Source organism: Austwickia chelonae (assembly GCF_003391095.1).
GTDB lineage: Bacteria > Actinomycetota > Actinomycetes > Actinomycetales > Dermatophilaceae > Austwickia > Austwickia chelonae_A.
Genome location: NZ_CP031447.1, coordinates 3,215,250 through 3,231,937 on the forward strand (window position 1 = coordinate 3,215,250; position 16,688 = coordinate 3,231,937).

The following is a 16,688-nucleotide window of genomic DNA, read 5'->3' on the forward strand; positions in this document are numbered from 1 at the left end:
AGAAATTCTGGAGACCGTTGTCGCCCAACGATTCGGGAACTACGAAGAAGTCGAAAAGTAACCCAAGGTCGGATCCGCAAATGTTCCGACGACGAGCCCGCGGTCGAGGAAGCGGTTGAACTCCTCGCAGCTGGTTTCGGGCAACAGGGCGCAACCATGACAGGCCGCCAAGTTGCAGGAATCCGGACCCTGTCCCTTGTCACCAGCATCCATACACACCGGGTCGGCGGAACACCAGCGGGCATCCGAGATCGCCGAGGCGAACACCGACAGCAGATTGTCGGGACGGGCCATCCGGACCAGACCTCCCATCGTTCCTTCGGAGTCGCCAGCGGCTGTGTAGATAAGGAGGCCTGCCATCTCGCGCCCGGAGGTGGTCGAGACGTAGAGCCGCTCACGGAGCGAAGCAGAGCTGTAGCCGCAGGCAAACACCAACTGGTTGATCAACAAATGTCCCAGCGTGTGCAGCAACACGAAGCGCGGCGTTAGGGTGCGCTCTTGGAGGCCACGCTGGGAGGCCACCTGTCCATAGTGGTCAGTAATCTGTTGAGCGCGCGCTTGGACCTCGGCGCGGGCTTCCCAGCCTCCCAGCCGAACCGGGTCAAGCTCGAAATAGATGCCTTCACCCTTCACCACGTAAGCCGGCAGCCAGTCCTGGACGGGCGGCAGTGGCTGTCGGCGCAGCAACGCCTTGCCAGCGCTCAGCTTCAATACATCATCCCGAACTCGGGTGAAGCCTCTGAGTGCTCTGGTCTCGCGGAGAACATCGACCGAGCGGACTCGCTCCAGATAGGGGTTGAGGTTTATGTGGATGCCAGGGTTGGTGGCTGTCAGGTAGTCGTCCTTGGGGACTTCCCGGATGTGTTTGAACTCGGGGTAGCGCCATTCGTCATCTCCGGTGAGGACTTCGGCATCAGAGTTTTCGCCAGACTCGGGTTCCTCTGCTCCGACGCCGAGGAGGTCGAGGTATCCAGCGATCAGTTCATCGTCAGCGATTGGGACAAATAGCTCCGGCGGAACATTCTTGAGCAGCTGGGCTCGCAACATCTCAACCTCGAGTTTCTCCCCGAAGATGCTATGCAAGGTTCGCATTGTCGTGCTAACTGCCGGGTGGCGCATCAATTCGTGCATTTCGGCACTGACCGCGCCTTCCTTGCGCGGCAGGTAGATCGAGGACTCGACCTTCGGGAAGTACACGTTTCCGGCAGCGCGCAGAGCGCCGCGCATGGGCTGTTCGCAGGCTCCGTCAGGCAGGCCGAGCCACGGCCGGGCGCCCGTGCAGAGGTAGGGGTCCTCTGGTGAGCACAACTGATCGCTGAGGTTTGTTCGCTCTTCCCCATTGACGAATCGGGCCTCGGTGATGCCGCGTAGCGTCCGTTCTTTCTCGCAGCCATCACAAACAACCCGCTGGCCTTCGAGTCCGCCTCCACCGACTGACTTCAGGCGCAGCGTTCCCGTACACGAGGGTCGGCGGGCGCGGTGAACCCATTTGTCGAACGGGAAGTCATCGAGATGACCGGCGGCGCAGACGGCCACGAAGGGCACTTGTGACATGCGCGGCTTGTACTTCCAGTCAGCGTGTTTCTTGTCCTTGCAGACGACCGCCTGCTGCATTGTGAGAGTCGACAGTTCAAGGCGTTTGCAGAACATACAGAAGCACCAGCGCGGGAATCGAAGCACCGGCACAGTGAGCTTGACATTACGGTTGTCGTTGCCTTGACCTTGGTAGCGGTAGTCCGGCGGGAGTCGGAACTCCGAGACACGGAGCCGAGCTTCTAGCCGCCAGTCATGCTCTTGATACTCCTCCAGAGCCAGACTGCTTTGATCGTCCGTCTCGAACCAGTGATCAAGGCCCCCGGTGATGACGGAAGTTCCATTTACGAGGACGCTCATGGCGCCGACGCCGAAGGGGCTGACGAGCTGGGCTCGCCTCATTGCACCGGTACTCATAGTGTGTCCTCCACTTCGGCATCGGCGTGCGCGTATGCCATTGAAATGGCCAGTCGGCACTCGGCATCGACATTGCGCATGCTCGTGGGCACGTCCCAGATGGTGGCCTTGCTGTCGAGATCAGGCAACGTTCCCGCGAATCGCATGAGACCTTGCTTAGGGTCTCCCCACGGAGCCGGGTTGGCCTCCCAAATGGTGCGTTCCCAGCCATCCCACTGCCTGGCCCGCTTGTCAGCCATCCTCTCCAGCACAGGCACCTCATCGGCGTCGGCGACGAGAGCGCGCTGTCGGAGCAGTTCGATGGCTTCCTCGTACTCGGTCGAGGGGAACGGGTACGGCGGGAGACCTTCCGGTGTGACCTGGCGGACGTACGCCACCGCGGCAGCGTGCAATGCCCTGCGAAGCACCGGAGTGGCAAACGGCGTCACCGAAGTGGGTTCGACCTGAGCGTAGAGCTGCTGGTGGTAGGTCAGGAACCGCTCGTAGTGACTACGGTCGCGAGGCTTCGCTGCCCCGTAGACAGTGATCACCAATCCGGGACTGACATCCGCGCGACGGCCAACGCGACCCGAGACCTGGATGTACTGAGCGGTGGTCTTGGGCTGTCCCACGATGGTCATGAGGCCGAGGCGGTCGATGTCGACACCCACCTCGATGATATTAGAGGCGAGGCAGATGTCGATGGCCTCTTGACGGTCCTGGCCAGGGAGGTAGCGGGATTGGAGCTGTTCGATGGCCTTGGGGATCTCGTCGGAGCGGCGCCGGGAAGTGAGTTCCATCGTTCGGTTGGGCCAGCGAGGATCGATGCCGTCGCGGCGAACCAATCCGGTCAGGTAGTCGGGTACGTCAGACTCCAGTAGCGAGACGGTGTTACCGAGCTCGCGCAGGGAGTTAAGGAAGTTCAGATTCGTCCAGTACCCGTCGCGATCCTCTTCAGGCACTTTGGTCACCGCCTGCAGGGTCGCGGCGGCCACACGGGTCTGGACGGTCTGCATCGAGCCAAGCGAGGCACTCATGACTCCGATGTAGCGGCGCCCTGGTTCGAGCGATCCATCCGCCAACCGCGCGGGTTCAGCGAAGAACGAGCGGCCTTCCTCGAGGCCATGCGGCGGGAAAAGTGCAACTTCTTCGCGGCCGAAGAGTCCCTTGATCTGGTCTTCGTAACGGCGGATAGTTGCCGTGGAGGCGATGATCTTCGGCGGGATGGGTTCTTCACCTCGTCGGTCGGTGCATAGGTCATCGACGACAGGCTCGTACAAGCCGACCATCGAACCGAGCGGCCCGGAGATCAGGTGCAGCTCGTCTTGGATGATCAGGCCGGGCGGAGAGACGACACGATCGCCCTGCTCGTCCAAGCCGAAGAGGCTCCTGGCTTGGGGACGCCAAGCCATCATGGCGAACTTGTCAACAGTCCCGATCACGATCGAGGGACGTACCTCGTAGATGTCCTCGTCGACCACATGAACCGGCAGTCCGGAACGCCGCGAGAAGCGGCACTGCGAGTCGACGCAGCGCAGCACAACCCGGTCACGACCGATCTGCTCGTAGCCGACGACGTCCTGCCCACCCCTGCCCTTGGGTTTGGTGCCCATCTGGGCTCCGCACCACGGACAGCGCAGCAGCAGGAACAGGTTCTGCTCGTAGGGGTTGCGCCGGAGCCGCGCGAGAACGTCGACTGCCTTCTTCCAACTGTTCGGGGTCGACGAGCCTCCGAGCCAGATGCCAATACCGAACGGCGAGGTGCCCAGCACATCGGGGTGGTCGTCACGGATCGCTTCCAGAACACAGACGAGCGAGGCGGCACGCAGGAACTGCTGGGCGGTCAGCAGTCGCAGCGTGTACCGCATCAGGGTGTCGGTGCCCGCGTCATCGGGGTCACGCAACCGGCGTGCCAACAGGCTGATAGCGCACGCCCCCAGGTATGCCTCGGTCTTGCCACCACCGGTCGGGAAGAAGATCAGATCCACCAAGGAGCGAGTCTTACGAGAGGGGTCAACCAGCTCAGGCAGGCTGGCGAGGATGAAGGCGATCTGGAAAGGACGCCAGGTCCCCCTGCCCGGCGGAATCATCGGCACGGGGTGCGTCCCCTTGACACGAAGCACATCGTCTTTGCCCCGCTCGACCTCACGCAGCGGGAAGTTGGAACGCACCTGCTGAAAGAGCATCGCCTCGTTGGCCCATCGGAACGCCTGCTGCGCCGTCCGATCCGAGCCAACCAATTGCCAGCCCGTCTTCATGCGGTCGAGGGCCGTCTCTCCCAGCGACAAGTGCCGCCGGGCCGCGTCACGGAAGCGTATGGGGAGATCGTCAATCTCGGCCTTCCGCGCATCGATCCATTCACCATATAGACGCAGTACGGTTTCCACCTGAGCCTGCCCGTCGGCAGTCCCGTCGGCCAGCTCCTTCATGCTGACGGTGACCGCCTGACGCTGCCCTTCCGCGTCTAAACGGAAACTCCCGTCCTCATTGGTCAGGTAGATGTTCGGGGTCAGGCTGACCACCTCATAGGCCGGCAACGCCACAGCGCGCACCAGCGGGACGGGAGCGTCTGCACCGCCTTCCCACTCGGCGGCGCAACCATGCCCGATGGCGTAGGTGCGCTTGTTCCGGTACAGCAGATCGATCGACTGCTCTTCCTGGTCACGGTCGGGTAGCTCGACCTCGGGGTACGGTTCGATAACCAGACCGCCAGAGGCTGCGACGGTGAAGCCCATCTGGAACAGGGCGCTGCTCGGCCCAGTGCCCATCACCTGATTGACCACCGCCACCGTCACCAGGCGCAGTTCCGGATCGTCGACTCCAGGTACTGGGCGGCTGAAGAGACGCGTAGTCGGCGCGATGCCAGGTGGGTCGCCTTCCGGCGCGGTGTCGACGATCTTGAGGCAATGGGTCTCCTTGACAAGGACACTTGCCGGTATCGACCCAGCAAGCGTGAATGGACGGCGGCGCCACCAGTCGACCGCCTTCGAAACCCCCGGGATGTGGACGCTCAGCTTCTCGTAATGGGCACCAGTTACGGTGACGCTCAATGAGCCGTCGTCCGGTATACGGCACTGGAACGAGATCGCCATCGCCGAAGGCTTGAAGCTGTTCGCGTCGGTCAGGTCGAAGTCATCGGAGTCGGCCTCGTCATGCCGAAGCGAGCCTTGGATCTCGACGGGCGGCCCGTCGGGGTCCTCTTCATTGCGTGCAACACCAGGGATGCCCGTCAGGTCGACATCCTCAGCGCCAGACTCCGCTATTGCTGTTCCCCCGATGGAGGCTCCGCTGTAGAGCACGCCAATGCCGTAACGTGTGAGAGGCGTCCCGATGGTCAGGATCTCCTGCAGCGTGGTGCTGTCATGGAACTGTCCTCGGCCTTCTTCGGCCGTTGCGAAAGTGAGCGTGCCACTCGAACAGTCGACTGGCTTCCCGGTCGGGTCTTCCGAGCCGAGGGGGCCGAACAGTTCGCGCCGGAGTTCGGCTTCGACTATGGCGCGGGCCTGAAGTCCGCTCATGTGGTTCCTCCTACGGCGTGACGGAGTGTCCTGGCTTCGATGAGTGCGATCAGACGGTCGGTGGCTCGGGTGAGCCCGACGTAAAGCAATGAGTCGAAGTTGTCCGTGGTAGTGGCGGCGTCGAGGTCAGTCACTACGATTGCGGGGGCTTCTAGTCCCTTGAAGGCATGGATAGTGGAGTACCGCACCTGACCGGCACGGGGAGCGAGCCCGTTGGCAGGCTTCAAGATCTGCCGGAGCCACGGGTCGGTTGTGGTGGCTGCGGTGGACGCGTCGCGAAGAGGACTGAGGACGACGATCTCGCTGAGTTCATAACCGTCGCCTTTGAGCCCGCGAATCGCTGTGGTGAGGAGCGTCGTCTGGTCTTGACCGGCCTGGTACTGGCAGAAGATGGGGTCGATGCCATCGTCTTGTCGACGGAACTGCTGGTAGCCAGGTTGCAGGTGGCTCAGCAGATTCACTTGGTAGCCGATGCGCGGCAGGTTGCGGCAGTTCTGCATCAGCTTGTGGGTCGACAGGTAGGGCGCGCGTGATCGCAGTCGGCCTCGTCCGGCCTCGCTGTCGAAGATGGCCTGTCGTTCGAAGTCACCGAACAGGAGCAGACGCCCCTCCTTCAGCCCTCCAGTGACCATGAGGTCAAGGACGTCGAGGTATAAGTCGGTGGCGACGTCTTGAGCCTCATCGATGATGAGGAAGTCGGAGACCAGCGAACCGTCACCGTCAATGAGCGATTCCATCGCCCGCTCGGGCAGCTCCTGACCCCAGAACTGGGGTCCAGCAGCCTCCGGGACACGGTCCACCGCTGCCAAACGCAGCAGCTCTTGGTGGAACGTGCCGACGTGGAGCCCCTCAAGGTGCGCCAGATCGCTGGTGAGTCGTTTGCTGAGGAAGCGGTTGAAGCACAGCAGTCGGCCCTGCTTCCCGGTAACGACCTCGCGGCGGGCGGACTCCATCGCTAGGAACGTCTTGCCCGATCCCGCTGGTCCCGTAAACAGGACGGAGTGGTTGTCCGAAGCCACGTCGAGTGCCAAGTACTGTTCTTCGACGAAGGTGACGAGCTGGGACTCACGGGCACGTCGGCGATCCCCGGCGACCGTGACCAGCTCAAACTTGGGACGGAGGAGGCGGACGACCCGCTCAGCCGTCTCAGGGCCCGGCCCGACGCCACCGTAGGAAAAGTGCTTGATCTTGTCGTCGAGGTGCGCGGTGCCTGCCGCGAGGGTGCGCAGGATGGCAGCAGGTGCGGACTTTAGGTCTTCAGAGTCCATGACTTGCCAGTCGTGCCATTCGGGGCTCGCGGGCAGCATGGTTCGGGCGCGCACTCCCGTGAACCAGGCGGCCGAGAGCATCGGGATAGAGCGGAGGTCGACGTTCTTCTTCTCCAAATAGGAGCGCAGGCTGTGCATCGCCTCACTCGCCTGCTGGAACGGTCCGCGCGATGTGGGAGCGTCGTTGCCGAGCTTCCAGGTCCCGTCCGATCTCCGGTCGATTGACTGGTGGGACTTGACCTCGATAACGAGGATGCCGGTGCCGGGGACGATGACTACGTAATCGGCCTCGCCCTCGACCTGACGGACATGGTCGGCGATGCTCAGTGAATGGAGCACCAACCAATCCTCGGTGTCCTTGCTGTAGCGCAGCGCGGCATAAATGGCCTTCTCGCCCGGCGGGGCGTCGTCCGGGCAGAAGGCAGGCATCATTCGAGCCATTGCCCGCTCCGATCCTCAAACGGCACCCTTGCATCGCGCCGCGCTACGATCTCGGTGAAGGGAGAAACGGCCAGAACCCGAGTGGCAAGGATGCCGCGGAAACCTTCCGTCTTGATGTCAAGCCTGAGATGTCCACTAACGTCCAGCTCAGACAGCTCCGCGGCGGCGACAGCAGCTTCGAGTTGCCTGCCGATCTCGGCGCTCACCTGGTACAGAGTCTTTCGAAGCGTGGTGGCGTAGTCGAAGGCTGGCTGCACCGGGATGCCAAGCCACCGTAGGAGTCTCTCGAGGTCCTTATCGTTGGCCGGCCGGATCAGGCTGGGATCAGTCCAGGCTCGCGCTCGGTCAGCGGTCTTGACCCCAACGTCCCGCAACTGTCGGACTACTTGTCCGTAGCCAACCGCATGAATGCGCTCCGCCAATAGCCGCTTCCACGCAGCTTGCGACCCGTCGACGGCATCGCCGTGAGGAAGCCGCGCGATCGCTCCTTGGTAGAGCGCACTGCGTTCCGTCTCACCCTGCCGTAGCAGCAAGTATGTGCCTGGCCGGACCGCGGGAACGTCCATATAGGTGACGCGCTCACCGGAAGGTTGGTCAGGGTCGAGGGAACGAATGCGATCACCATCGTCGAGCCACATCGCGAGGTTGCCACTGAGGAGCAGCTTTCGTGCCTCAACCTCCTCACTCGTGGGCTCCCGCTCGCCTTCCCGTCGGCTCCCCCAAACTGGCTGCGGCAGGTACTCGTCTTCGTTATCCTCGCCTGGCAGATCAACGACGGGTTCGGAGGTGTCACCCTCTATGAACACTCGTGCCTTAATGCGAATGGCGCCCTCGGCATACGGTGCGATCGCTGAGCAAGGGACAGTACGGTCGCCGAACCATGCAGGCAGCAGGAAACTCACCATCTCCGTGACAGGGGCCGTGACAAGCGACGAACGGTAGAACCTCGGCGGCCCGACAACATATGCTTGCTCGCGCTCCGGCTGCTCGCGCTCGAGTTCACCCGCCGTCAGGACAAGGACTCCGTGGTCGCGAAGCCACGGCTCAAGTCCCGTCGCAGCGGCCCTGCTCGCGGCAACGACAACGCACGCGTCCACCCCCACCTCGCCGATCGACCTCAGAAGGGCCGACCCGACCTCGGAGTCCGTCTCGGCTAGCACGCTTGCAGAGGAAACCAGTTCATCGAGCAGGGACTGATCCCCGATCGCGCCACGCAGGCGACGTGCATGCTTAATGACCTCCGTAGCGAGATGCTCGCGACCGGGGTTAAACGAAGCTGGCTGAGGCTGGGTAATCTGCCGCCATCGCAACGCCTTTGCCGCACCCACGAGGTCGTCGAAATAGGCGCCGCCTTCCTCCCGTACGAGCCCGAGTAGTCGGCGAACGGCGACGTTGAAGCGCGCACCAGCGGGGTCTCCGATTGCTACGATCTCGACGCCCTCTTGCGCGAGGCTGGATGAAGCGGCGTAGCGCTGGTTCAGCGCGACGACCCGGCTCATATCCCCACCGTAAACGCCAGGGCTTCAACGCCGCCAGGGAGCGGCCAGCCGAGGTCATCCGCAAGTGACAGTGGCTCGCCGCGCGTGTTCCTCAGCTGTGTAATGAGTTCGGCGGCAGTTTCGTCCGCGACCGAGCGATCGAGAACGCAGATCACCACTGGGGCTTCAATCTCCCCGAGATACCTGGTAGCACCGTTCCCATCCAGAATGACGGCCTTCAGATCTGTCGGGAGCGGCAGGTGGTCGGCCAGGCAGGCTGAAGGAAGCACACGTGTGTACCAGGTCGCAGCCTTGGTTGTTTTCGGTTTGAGCAAGGCCCGGATCGAGCTTGGCGTGAGGCCATCTCCTTCCTTCGCCAGATAGGCGTCGAAATCCAACTCCAGCCACTTCAATGTGCCGACGATCGCGAGATCGGCGGCCGGACGCGCCAGCCGTGCGTCCCACTTGAGGTCCATGCGGGCCATATGTTCGATGCTTCCGGGCTCCGGACGAGTTTCGCGTTCGGGCGTGTCCAGGTCCGTGAGAGGAGCGAGCGCGCGGATGCCTTCGACACGCCACCTCGAACCTGCGAAATGTGCCTCCGGCGGATATGTCATTTCGTCGAGGTAAGAGAAGGTCCCAGTGACCACTTGGCCACTGTTGACAGCGCGCAGCGCCTGCCCGGGTTGCATCGCCCTCAGCGTGTCAAGAGGGTCGGGCAAGACAGGTGCGCTGCTCGTGAGCACCCAGCCGCAACCAATCAGCGCCGCCGCGTAGTTCCGACTGGGTACAGAAATCGCGATGATCAGCTGCCGGTCATGACTGAGTTGGTACCGCGCCGCGCGGCTTCCCAATGCCAGCATGGGACCGATCCAACGTGCGGCGTCTGCGGGCTCGTCGAGGCTCTCCGAAAGGGCGAGTCGAGTCGGCTGGCGGCTAGGAGACGCCATGTCAGGCACCTCTTTCAACTCGATCTCGCCTCGAATGCGCACAGGCAAACCTAGCCAGTGCCACCAACGGCATGCGACTCCGTGCAGCGTGTGGCCACGGGACCCAGGGCACCAACACTTGTCACGCGCTGAGCGCTTCACCCGCCGACGATCGGTGCCCTGCTTTACGCATCGCCGCCTTGATTGCCGTCGCCAGCGCCTCGGCAAGCGGAGGCGGAACGGCGTTGGAGACCTGTTCGACCTGAGACGAAAACGTCCCCTCGAGCACGAATTCAGGCGGGAACCCCTGCAATCGCATGGCCTCGAAAATGCTGAGGCGTCGGCGCCCATCCGGATGGACGTGGATCTCGCGGTGCCCGTAAGCAACCGTGGGGCTGGGCTTGTCCCACTCCAAGCGCCGAAAGCTCCGTCCTGCGCGCTGCGCACCTTCGGGGGCAGAGAAGCGCTTCGACACCGGCCTCATCGTCCAGTGATTCTCATGGTACGGAATGGCTGACTTCTCAAGACCACGAGCGAAAAACGTCGGCTCCGGCAGGCCCCCGATGACAGACCGTACGGTTAGACCCTTTGCAGCACCCCTGTTGGGTTTGAAACCGCGGGCGACCACCTCATCTCGGAAGCCAGAGATAATGACGCGGTTTCTGGTCTGGGCGACCCCAAAATCGAGTGCCGAATACTCATCTACTACTGGCGTCAGGCCGATCTCTTTGAATTTCGACATAATGCCACTGAAAGTGACGGCATGCTTGGCGTCCCGGATCCCGACGACGTTCTCGAAGAGGACGAACTCCACTCGGTACTTGGACTGGAGTGCCTCCACGATTCGGAGATACAGCAGTGGAAGTTGGTTGCGCGGATCGTTGGGAACTGAGCCCGTGTTCGCCCTCGAAAATCCCTGGCACGGAGGACCACCGATCACTCCGATGGGTTCGCCCGGCGCTAGGAGGTCCTTCAGCTGCGCAAGGACTCCGTCCGGACCCAGTTGCTCTAGATCTGCCGCGACTGAAACCGTGTCGACGAAGTTTCTCCGGTGTGTGCGAATAGCAGCAGGCGAGAGGTCCACGGCAAAGGCGAGTGGAAAGTCAGCGTTTCTGAATCCCAGATCCAGCCCTCCCGCCCCTGAGAAAAGACTGACAATTTTCGGGAGCGACATGCCACTTCCGCTAGGACCCGGGATCTGCGCGTGGTGGTCCTTCCCGGCGGACTTCTGCGAACAGCTCTGGTCGGCGCACTTCGAGGGCATCACGAACCAGTGCCCTCACTCGTCATGCTCCCTTGGTCCTGACGGACCCAGTCGTCAACCTCGTTGCTCTGGAACTTCCACAGACGACCCACCTTGTGCGCGGGCATGCCGCGATCGCTGATCCACGCGTACACCGTGTCCTTAGTGACACCGAGGTGGACCGCGATCTCTTCGGCGCTCAGCCATGGCTGCGACATCGGAGACTCCTGACTCGGGTTCTGCCAAGCCTAACCCGGTATAGCCGGGTTTGCTTGACTTTGGTGGGAGCGCGCGCATTTGGGCCACCAGTCGCGGCCCAAATGCGCAGCAACCTGCTGCACAAATCGGCTAACGTGCCGTTGCCGAATCGGGGTCCGCCTCCGGCGACTGGCGTGGCTTCATCGCGCAACGAGGCCCAGATCCCTCCTCTGGATACAGCCACGCGCCTGGGAGCGGGAGATGAGCCCTTCCCATAGCTGCCCACCTTTCGCTTTCACTAGACGGTATGTGGTGACCGCCGACGCTGGTGTGGAGGCGTGAGGCTGGGGACTGGTCGCCGCAGGCGGTGTGGGATCGATGGTAGTTGTAGTGGTGGACCCAGATCTCGATGGCGTTGCGTCGTTCGGCTTCTGAGTTGTCGGCGCGGGCATAGAAGCACTCGTTGGTCATCAGTCGCTGGTAGCGCTCGATCTTGCCGTTGTGGTGGGGCGCGTAGGCCCGTGTGCGTTGGTACCGGCCGATGAACGCGTTGATCGAACGACCGAAAGCGTGCGAGGTGCAGTTCGCGCCGTTGTCGGTGATCAGCCGGGTGGCCTGCGTGATGCCATGAGCGGCGAAGAAGGCTCGGGCGCGGTGGAAGACCCCGATGGTCGTGGCTGCCTTCTCGTCCTGGAGTGCTTCGGTGTAGGCCAGTCGGGAGTGCCCGTCTTGCATGGAGTGGAGGTAGGTGTAGCCGACCTTCTGCTTGTGCGCACGTTTGCTGGCCAGTGTCTCGATGCTGCCGCGGCCATGGGTCCACCAGCCGCTGCTGTCGGGGATCTTCCCGACCTTCTTCACGTCCATGTGGACCATGTGCCCGGGGTAGCGGACGATGATCTTCCCTGGTTGGCGCAGGTCCTCACCATCAGGAGTGATGTCGTGGATCCGGTTCGGCCTTAGGCGGTCCGGCCAGCGTGTCACCGTCCGCATGCAGCACCGCAGGTCATGGTGGTCAGCGAGCTCGCGAGTGATCCGGCGAGCGGACCACTGGTGTTTGCGTCGCCAGTGCTCGATCAGTTCGACCACCCACGCAGCCAGCAGTGACGGACGCCTGACAGAGGCGGGCTGGATCGGTCCTCAAGACCAAGCGCACCGAGTCCACGGTAACGAGCCACCCACTTCGACAGCGCGGTGCGGGATATCCGGAACTCAGCCGCGACGTGCGAAATCGGCCGACCAGCCTTGAATACCTGATCGACGGCACGCTGCCTTCCAGCAGGTGTGAACGGGGCATTACGGTGGGTCATGGAACGGGTCTCTTCCAGCAGGTGGACGGCTTCAACACCACCCGTCGTGCCGGTCACGGGGCCCATTCCTTCATTCCCGCCCCGTGACTACAACGTCATGACCCGCAACATCAGACGTCGTCAATCAAGGAGGGGTCCAGCACCTGCACTCCATGGTTGTTACACCGGCGGTGGGACAACCTCACCCTCTGGAGACTGGGCAGGGAGTACGCCCCCTATTGGTTTGAACTGGCCCGATGTCGCACCATAACTGGTATTTCGAGAGACCTCTGAGCCGCAGGACGTGGTGACAGCGAAGAAGGCCGAGGAGGTCAACTACGCCGTCCGCAGGTGTGTACTGCCGCAGTGCCCCGGCTCTCTGCTTCGACTGGTACCGCGAGGTGATCGCCACCCGAGGCGCTTCGCTGCGTTGACGGCCGGTCGCCGGTGGCCGGGTGAGCTTCCCCGCGGGGCGTCCGGCCACCGACGGCGTCATTTCTGGAGGAGCAGCCCGAGGCGACGCCGCGCCAGCCACAGCCCGCAGGCCCCCATGACGGCCAGGTAGACCACGGAGACGACGCTCGCCCAACCGGGGACGCCGATGGTCAGTTCGCGGCAGAGCGCCACGCCCCGGTAGAGCGGGGTCGCCTCGACGAGCCAGCGGGCCGGCCCCTCGACGGTGTCCACGGGGAAGAAGGTGCCGGAGAAGAGCGTCATCGGCATCATCACCAGGGTCACGAATTCGAAGTCCTGCCAGCTGCGCACATAGGTGCACGCCCACATGCCCACCCCGGCGAAGGCGAAACCGATGAGCAGGGTCGCGGGGACGGCCAGCAGCGCCCACCAGGAGAGGGTCAACCCCATGGCGGCCATCAGCCCGAGGAATCCTGTGGCATAGATCCCGCCGCGGGCCAGCGACCAGATGAGCTCTCCGACGGCGATGTCCCCCACCGACAGCGGCGTCGCCAAGGCCACCTCGTACACCTTCCCGTACTTCATCCGGAAGAACATGTTGAAGGTGGAGTCCATGACCGCACCGTTCATCGCCGAGGCCGCCAGCATCGCGGGGGCCACGAAGACGGCGTACGGGACGGTCTGCCCGGCGGCCTGGACGTCGTTGATCATCGCGCCGACGCCGACACCGATCGACAGCAGGTAGAACACCGGCTCCAGGAAGCCGCTGAGGAAGACCACCCAGGCACGGCGGTAGACGAGGGCGTGCCGGCCGACCAGTCGCCAGGCGTTCATGAGATGAGCCGCCTCTCCAGGCGTCGCAGGGTGACCCAGCCCCCGGCAACAGCCAGGACGACGAGGTAGCCGACATGTCCGGCGGCTGCGGGCCAGGTCACCAGACCGGACAGGAACATGCGGGTCAGTTCGACGCCGTGCCACAGCGGGGTCGCCCGGGCCAGCCATTGCAGGGGTTCGGCGAGATTGGTGATCGGGAAAAAAGCCCCGGAGAACAGGAAGAGCGGCATGACGACGAGCCGCAGGATCATCGAGAACCTGGCGTCGGTCTCGGCGGTGACGGACACGGCGTAGAAGGGCGTCGCGAAGGCCAGGCCGACGAGGAGCTGGGTGAGGAAGGCGGGCAGCGCGCCCCACCAGGTCCGGTAGACCCCGAAGGGGATCATGGCCGCCATGAAGACCGCGCAGGCGGTGGCGACCCGGAAGGTGATGAAGGCCAGGTGGGCGAGGAGGACGTCGATCGGCTGCAGCGGCGTGGAGATCTTCCCGAAGAAGGTCTTGTTCCATTTGAGCAGGCCCAGGACCGGCCACAGCACTTCCCCGACGGCCAGTTGCATGGCGTGTCCGGCGAGGATCCCCGGCGCCACGAAATGCAGGTACGACGGTGCCCCGCCGACGGTGTTCCCCGAGCCGTCGACGAGCCGCCCCAGGAGGACCCCCATCGCGGTGAGGTAGAGCACCGGGGTGATGAAGGAGTTCACCACCGATCCACGCCAGGTGCGCCGGTACACGGTGGCCCAGTAGTCGAACTGGCGGGCGACCAGGGCCAGGTGCCCGGGGCTGTCGGGGAGCGTCGTCATGTCAGTCGATCAGGGCCCGGCCGGTGAGCTGGAGGAAGACGTCCTCCAGGGTGGACCGGCGGGCCAGGGTCGTCTCGGCGCGCACCCGGGCGTGGACGGCGGCCAGGGTGTGGTCGGCGTCGTCGGTGTAGAGCAGGATCCGGTCGGGGAGGGTCTCGGTGCGGTCGACGAGACCGTCGAGCTTCGTGGCGACGGTGGCCATCTCCTGAGGGGTGATCGCCCCGAAGCGGGCTTCGACGACCTCACGGGTGGAATGGGCCCGGATGAGTTCGGCCGGTGACCCTTCGGCGACGATGCAGCCGCCGTCCATGACGACGAGGCGGTCGCACAGCTGTTCGGCCTCGTCCATGTAGTGGGTGGTGAGGATCTGGGTGACCCCGGAGTGCTTCAACCGGTAGAGCTGGTCCCAGAGCAGGTGACGGGCCTGCGGGTCGAGACCGGTGGTGGGTTCGTCGAGCAGCAGCAGGTCGGGGGTGTTGACCAGGGAGCGGGCGATGGTCAGTCGTCTTCTCATCCCGCCGGAGAGCTCCTCGACCTGGTCGTGGGCCTTCTCGGTGAGCTTGACGAAGTCGAGCAGTTCGTCGGCCCGCTGTTGCACGTGACGGCGGGAGAACCCGAAGTAGCGTCCGTAGACGGTCAGGTTCTCCCGGACGGACAGTTCCTTGTCGAGGGTGTCCTCCTGCGGGCAGACCCCGAGCCGGGCCCGGATCCGGGAGCCGTGGGCCGCCGGGTCCAGCCCGAGGACCTGAAGGTCACCACCGGTACGAGGACTGACCGTGGCGATCATGCGCATGGTCGTGGACTTGCCGGCACCATTGGGGCCGAGAAAACCGAAGAGTTCGCCACGGCGCACGGTGATGTCGATGCCCTTGACGGCCTCGAAGGTGCCATAGGCCTTGCGCAGGCCACGGGCCGAAACGAGGTCGTCGGCCGAGGGCGACGGGCTCTCCTCTTGCGCCGGATCAGGTGGCCTTTCCCTCGTACCGTCGGTCATCAGCTCTCCTCGGGGTCGGCTCACGCTAACAATTCGCCGCGGCGGTCTCCACCGCTTTTCCCGATGACGAAACCATCAGCCCACGCCCCCGGCGGGCATGGTGTTACCTGCTGTTCGCGGGTCGCTACCCGGCGCGGCTGCTCAGGAAGATCGACATCGAGAGGATGCCCCACCCCAGGGATCCGACGAAGTAGTACGGGGTGTGTTCGCGGTCCCCGCGGTATCCCTTCTTGATACCGAGGTAGAGGCAGAGCAGGCTTGCGGCCCCGGTGAGGACGATGGTCAACGCGATGCGGGACAGCGGCGGGAGCCCGCCGATCAGCAGGATCGTCGTGACGGCCATGACGACACCGAGGATCGACTCGACCCCGTCGAGCCGCGGCCAGGACCACCGCTGGTGGGTGTCCTCCGAACTGATCTCGCTCATCGCCACTCCCGGAAAAGTCTGATTTCTCCGGATTTTCACATGAGGGACGCGCTGCGCTGCGGCGACGCGCAGGACAGCGCCCGCTCAACGGCACCGGCCACCACGACGAGCCCCGGCGGAGGTGGCTTCACAGGCGAACAGAATCTCAAAATCCTCAGCGAACAAAGGGTAAAGAGCAAGGAAAAGCTGCACCTCGAAAATCATGACCGTGGGAATTGCTGCAGCACTAGCAGGAGCAGGGTTTATCTCCCCGTCCGCCTTCGCCTCAGAATCCACACAGTCCAACACCTCCACAGCGGCCTCCACTGCCATCGGAATCGCAGCGATAGACGTGGACGGATCCTTCGGTCCGGAGAGCGTCAAGGCACTTCAGCGGTTCCTCAACCGCGCCAATGAGGGTCTCGCCGTGGACGGCTCTTTCGGCCCTAAAACCATCAGCGCCCTGCAGAGATTCCTCGTCAGGTTGGGATATCACATCGCCGTGGACGGCTCCTTCGGACCCGCCACGGTCAGGGCCTTGCAGCAATTTCTCAACAAAGTGCGCGCTTGAACGGCTTGAACGGTGAAGCAGCGCGTCACTGGATAAGTGAGACGGGGAGATTCCTGTTCCTCAACGCACCGGCGCGTGGGTCTGCGCACTCAGCGGAAAATTCACGTCGAGGATCCGAGCCCGGATGTCGGTGATCCCGAATCCGGCCAGGCGGGCTTCGTGCCGGGTCAGATAGTCCTGGGCGTGGGCGCGGTCGGTGAAGAGATAGATGCCACCGGCGATCCCCTGGGCCGCGTCCTCCGTCCAGATCTTCCACAGCAGGCCGGGCTCGTCCGCGATCTGGCGGGCGAGCCCGGCGTAGGCCTCCGACATCTCCTCCCCCCACGGGCCAGGAGACGGGAAATCGATCTGCAGGGCGACGGCACTCATCGTCCTAGCC

13 protein-coding genes and 1 pseudogene are annotated in these 16,688 nt (G+C 63.7%); 1 reads left to right on the forward strand and 13 read right to left on the reverse strand.

Features of this window, described 5'->3' with window-relative positions; translation table 11 throughout:
- Positions 1-39: 39 nt before the first annotated feature.
- From drmB to DX923_RS14180, 12 genes and pseudogenes are all read right to left on the reverse strand, one after another.
- Positions 40-1,950 carry a DUF1998 domain-containing protein gene (gene drmB / locus DX923_RS14125; protein ID WP_162873021.1) on the reverse strand — a complete coding sequence of 637 codons (1,911 nt, stop codon included), beginning with the start codon at positions 1,948-1,950 and terminating at the stop codon, positions 40-42.
- On the reverse strand, positions 1,947-5,447 hold the full coding sequence (locus tag DX923_RS14130) for a helicase-related protein (RefSeq protein ID WP_116115745.1): 3,501 nt from the start codon (positions 5,445-5,447) through the stop codon (positions 1,947-1,949). Before DX923_RS14130 ends, drmB begins: the two co-directional genes overlap by 4 nt.
- Positions 5,444-7,156 carry a nuclease-related domain-containing DEAD/DEAH box helicase gene (locus DX923_RS14135; RefSeq protein ID WP_240322652.1) on the reverse strand — a complete coding sequence of 571 codons (1,713 nt, stop codon included), beginning with the start codon at positions 7,154-7,156 and terminating at the stop codon, positions 5,444-5,446. The genes DX923_RS14130 and DX923_RS14135 overlap by 4 nt, the downstream gene beginning before the upstream one ends.
- Positions 7,144-8,655 carry a hypothetical protein gene (locus DX923_RS14140; RefSeq protein WP_162873022.1) on the reverse strand — a complete coding sequence of 504 codons (1,512 nt, stop codon included), beginning with the start codon at positions 8,653-8,655 and terminating at the stop codon, positions 7,144-7,146. Before DX923_RS14140 ends, DX923_RS14135 begins: the two co-directional genes overlap by 13 nt.
- Positions 8,652-9,584, reverse strand: coding sequence for a hypothetical protein (locus DX923_RS16875; protein ID WP_240322653.1), 933 nt, complete (start codon positions 9,582-9,584; stop codon positions 8,652-8,654). Before DX923_RS16875 ends, DX923_RS14140 begins: the two co-directional genes overlap by 4 nt.
- A gap of 121 nt (positions 9,585-9,705) precedes the next feature.
- Positions 9,706-10,737 (reverse strand): DNA cytosine methyltransferase, encoded by a 1,032-nt coding sequence (locus DX923_RS14150; protein WP_116116362.1) that lies wholly within the window; start codon positions 10,735-10,737, stop codon positions 9,706-9,708.
- An 89-nt stretch (positions 10,738-10,826) separates the two neighbouring features.
- The gene (locus tag DX923_RS14155) at positions 10,827-11,024 is read right to left on the reverse strand and encodes a helix-turn-helix domain-containing protein (protein ID WP_116115747.1); all 198 of its coding nucleotides are present in this window, start codon (positions 11,022-11,024) and stop codon (positions 10,827-10,829) included.
- Between the two features lie 301 nt (positions 11,025-11,325).
- A pseudogene (locus DX923_RS14160) lies at positions 11,326-12,311 on the reverse strand (IS481 family transposase); the annotation flags it as partial.
- Positions 12,312-12,782: 471 nt separating this feature from the next.
- The gene (locus DX923_RS14165; protein WP_116115748.1) at positions 12,783-13,538 is read right to left on the reverse strand and encodes an ABC transporter permease; all 756 of its coding nucleotides are present in this window, start codon (positions 13,536-13,538) and stop codon (positions 12,783-12,785) included.
- Entirely contained in the window at positions 13,535-14,338 is an 804-nt protein-coding gene (locus DX923_RS14170; RefSeq protein WP_116115749.1) for an ABC transporter permease, read from the reverse strand. The genes DX923_RS14165 and DX923_RS14170 overlap by 4 nt, the downstream gene beginning before the upstream one ends.
- A 1-nt stretch (position 14,339) precedes the next feature.
- Positions 14,340-15,332, reverse strand: coding sequence for an ABC transporter ATP-binding protein (locus DX923_RS14175; RefSeq protein ID WP_116115750.1), 993 nt, complete (start codon positions 15,330-15,332; stop codon positions 14,340-14,342).
- Between the two features lie 124 nt (positions 15,333-15,456).
- Positions 15,457-15,759: a hypothetical protein gene (locus DX923_RS14180; protein WP_116115751.1), complete on the reverse strand. Its 303-nt coding sequence runs from the start codon at positions 15,757-15,759 to the stop codon at positions 15,457-15,459.
- A gap of 202 nt (positions 15,760-15,961) precedes the next feature.
- On the opposite strand from DX923_RS14180, the gene DX923_RS14185 reads away from it, so the two are divergent.
- Positions 15,962-16,309 carry a peptidoglycan-binding domain-containing protein gene (locus DX923_RS14185; protein WP_116115752.1) on the forward strand — a complete coding sequence of 116 codons (348 nt, stop codon included), beginning with the start codon at positions 15,962-15,964 and terminating at the stop codon, positions 16,307-16,309.
- A gap of 60 nt (positions 16,310-16,369) precedes the next feature.
- On the opposite strand, the gene DX923_RS14190 is transcribed toward DX923_RS14185, so the two are convergent.
- Positions 16,370-16,678 carry a monooxygenase gene (locus DX923_RS14190; protein WP_116115753.1) on the reverse strand — a complete coding sequence of 103 codons (309 nt, stop codon included), beginning with the start codon at positions 16,676-16,678 and terminating at the stop codon, positions 16,370-16,372.
- Between the last annotated feature and the right edge of the window lie 10 nt (positions 16,679-16,688).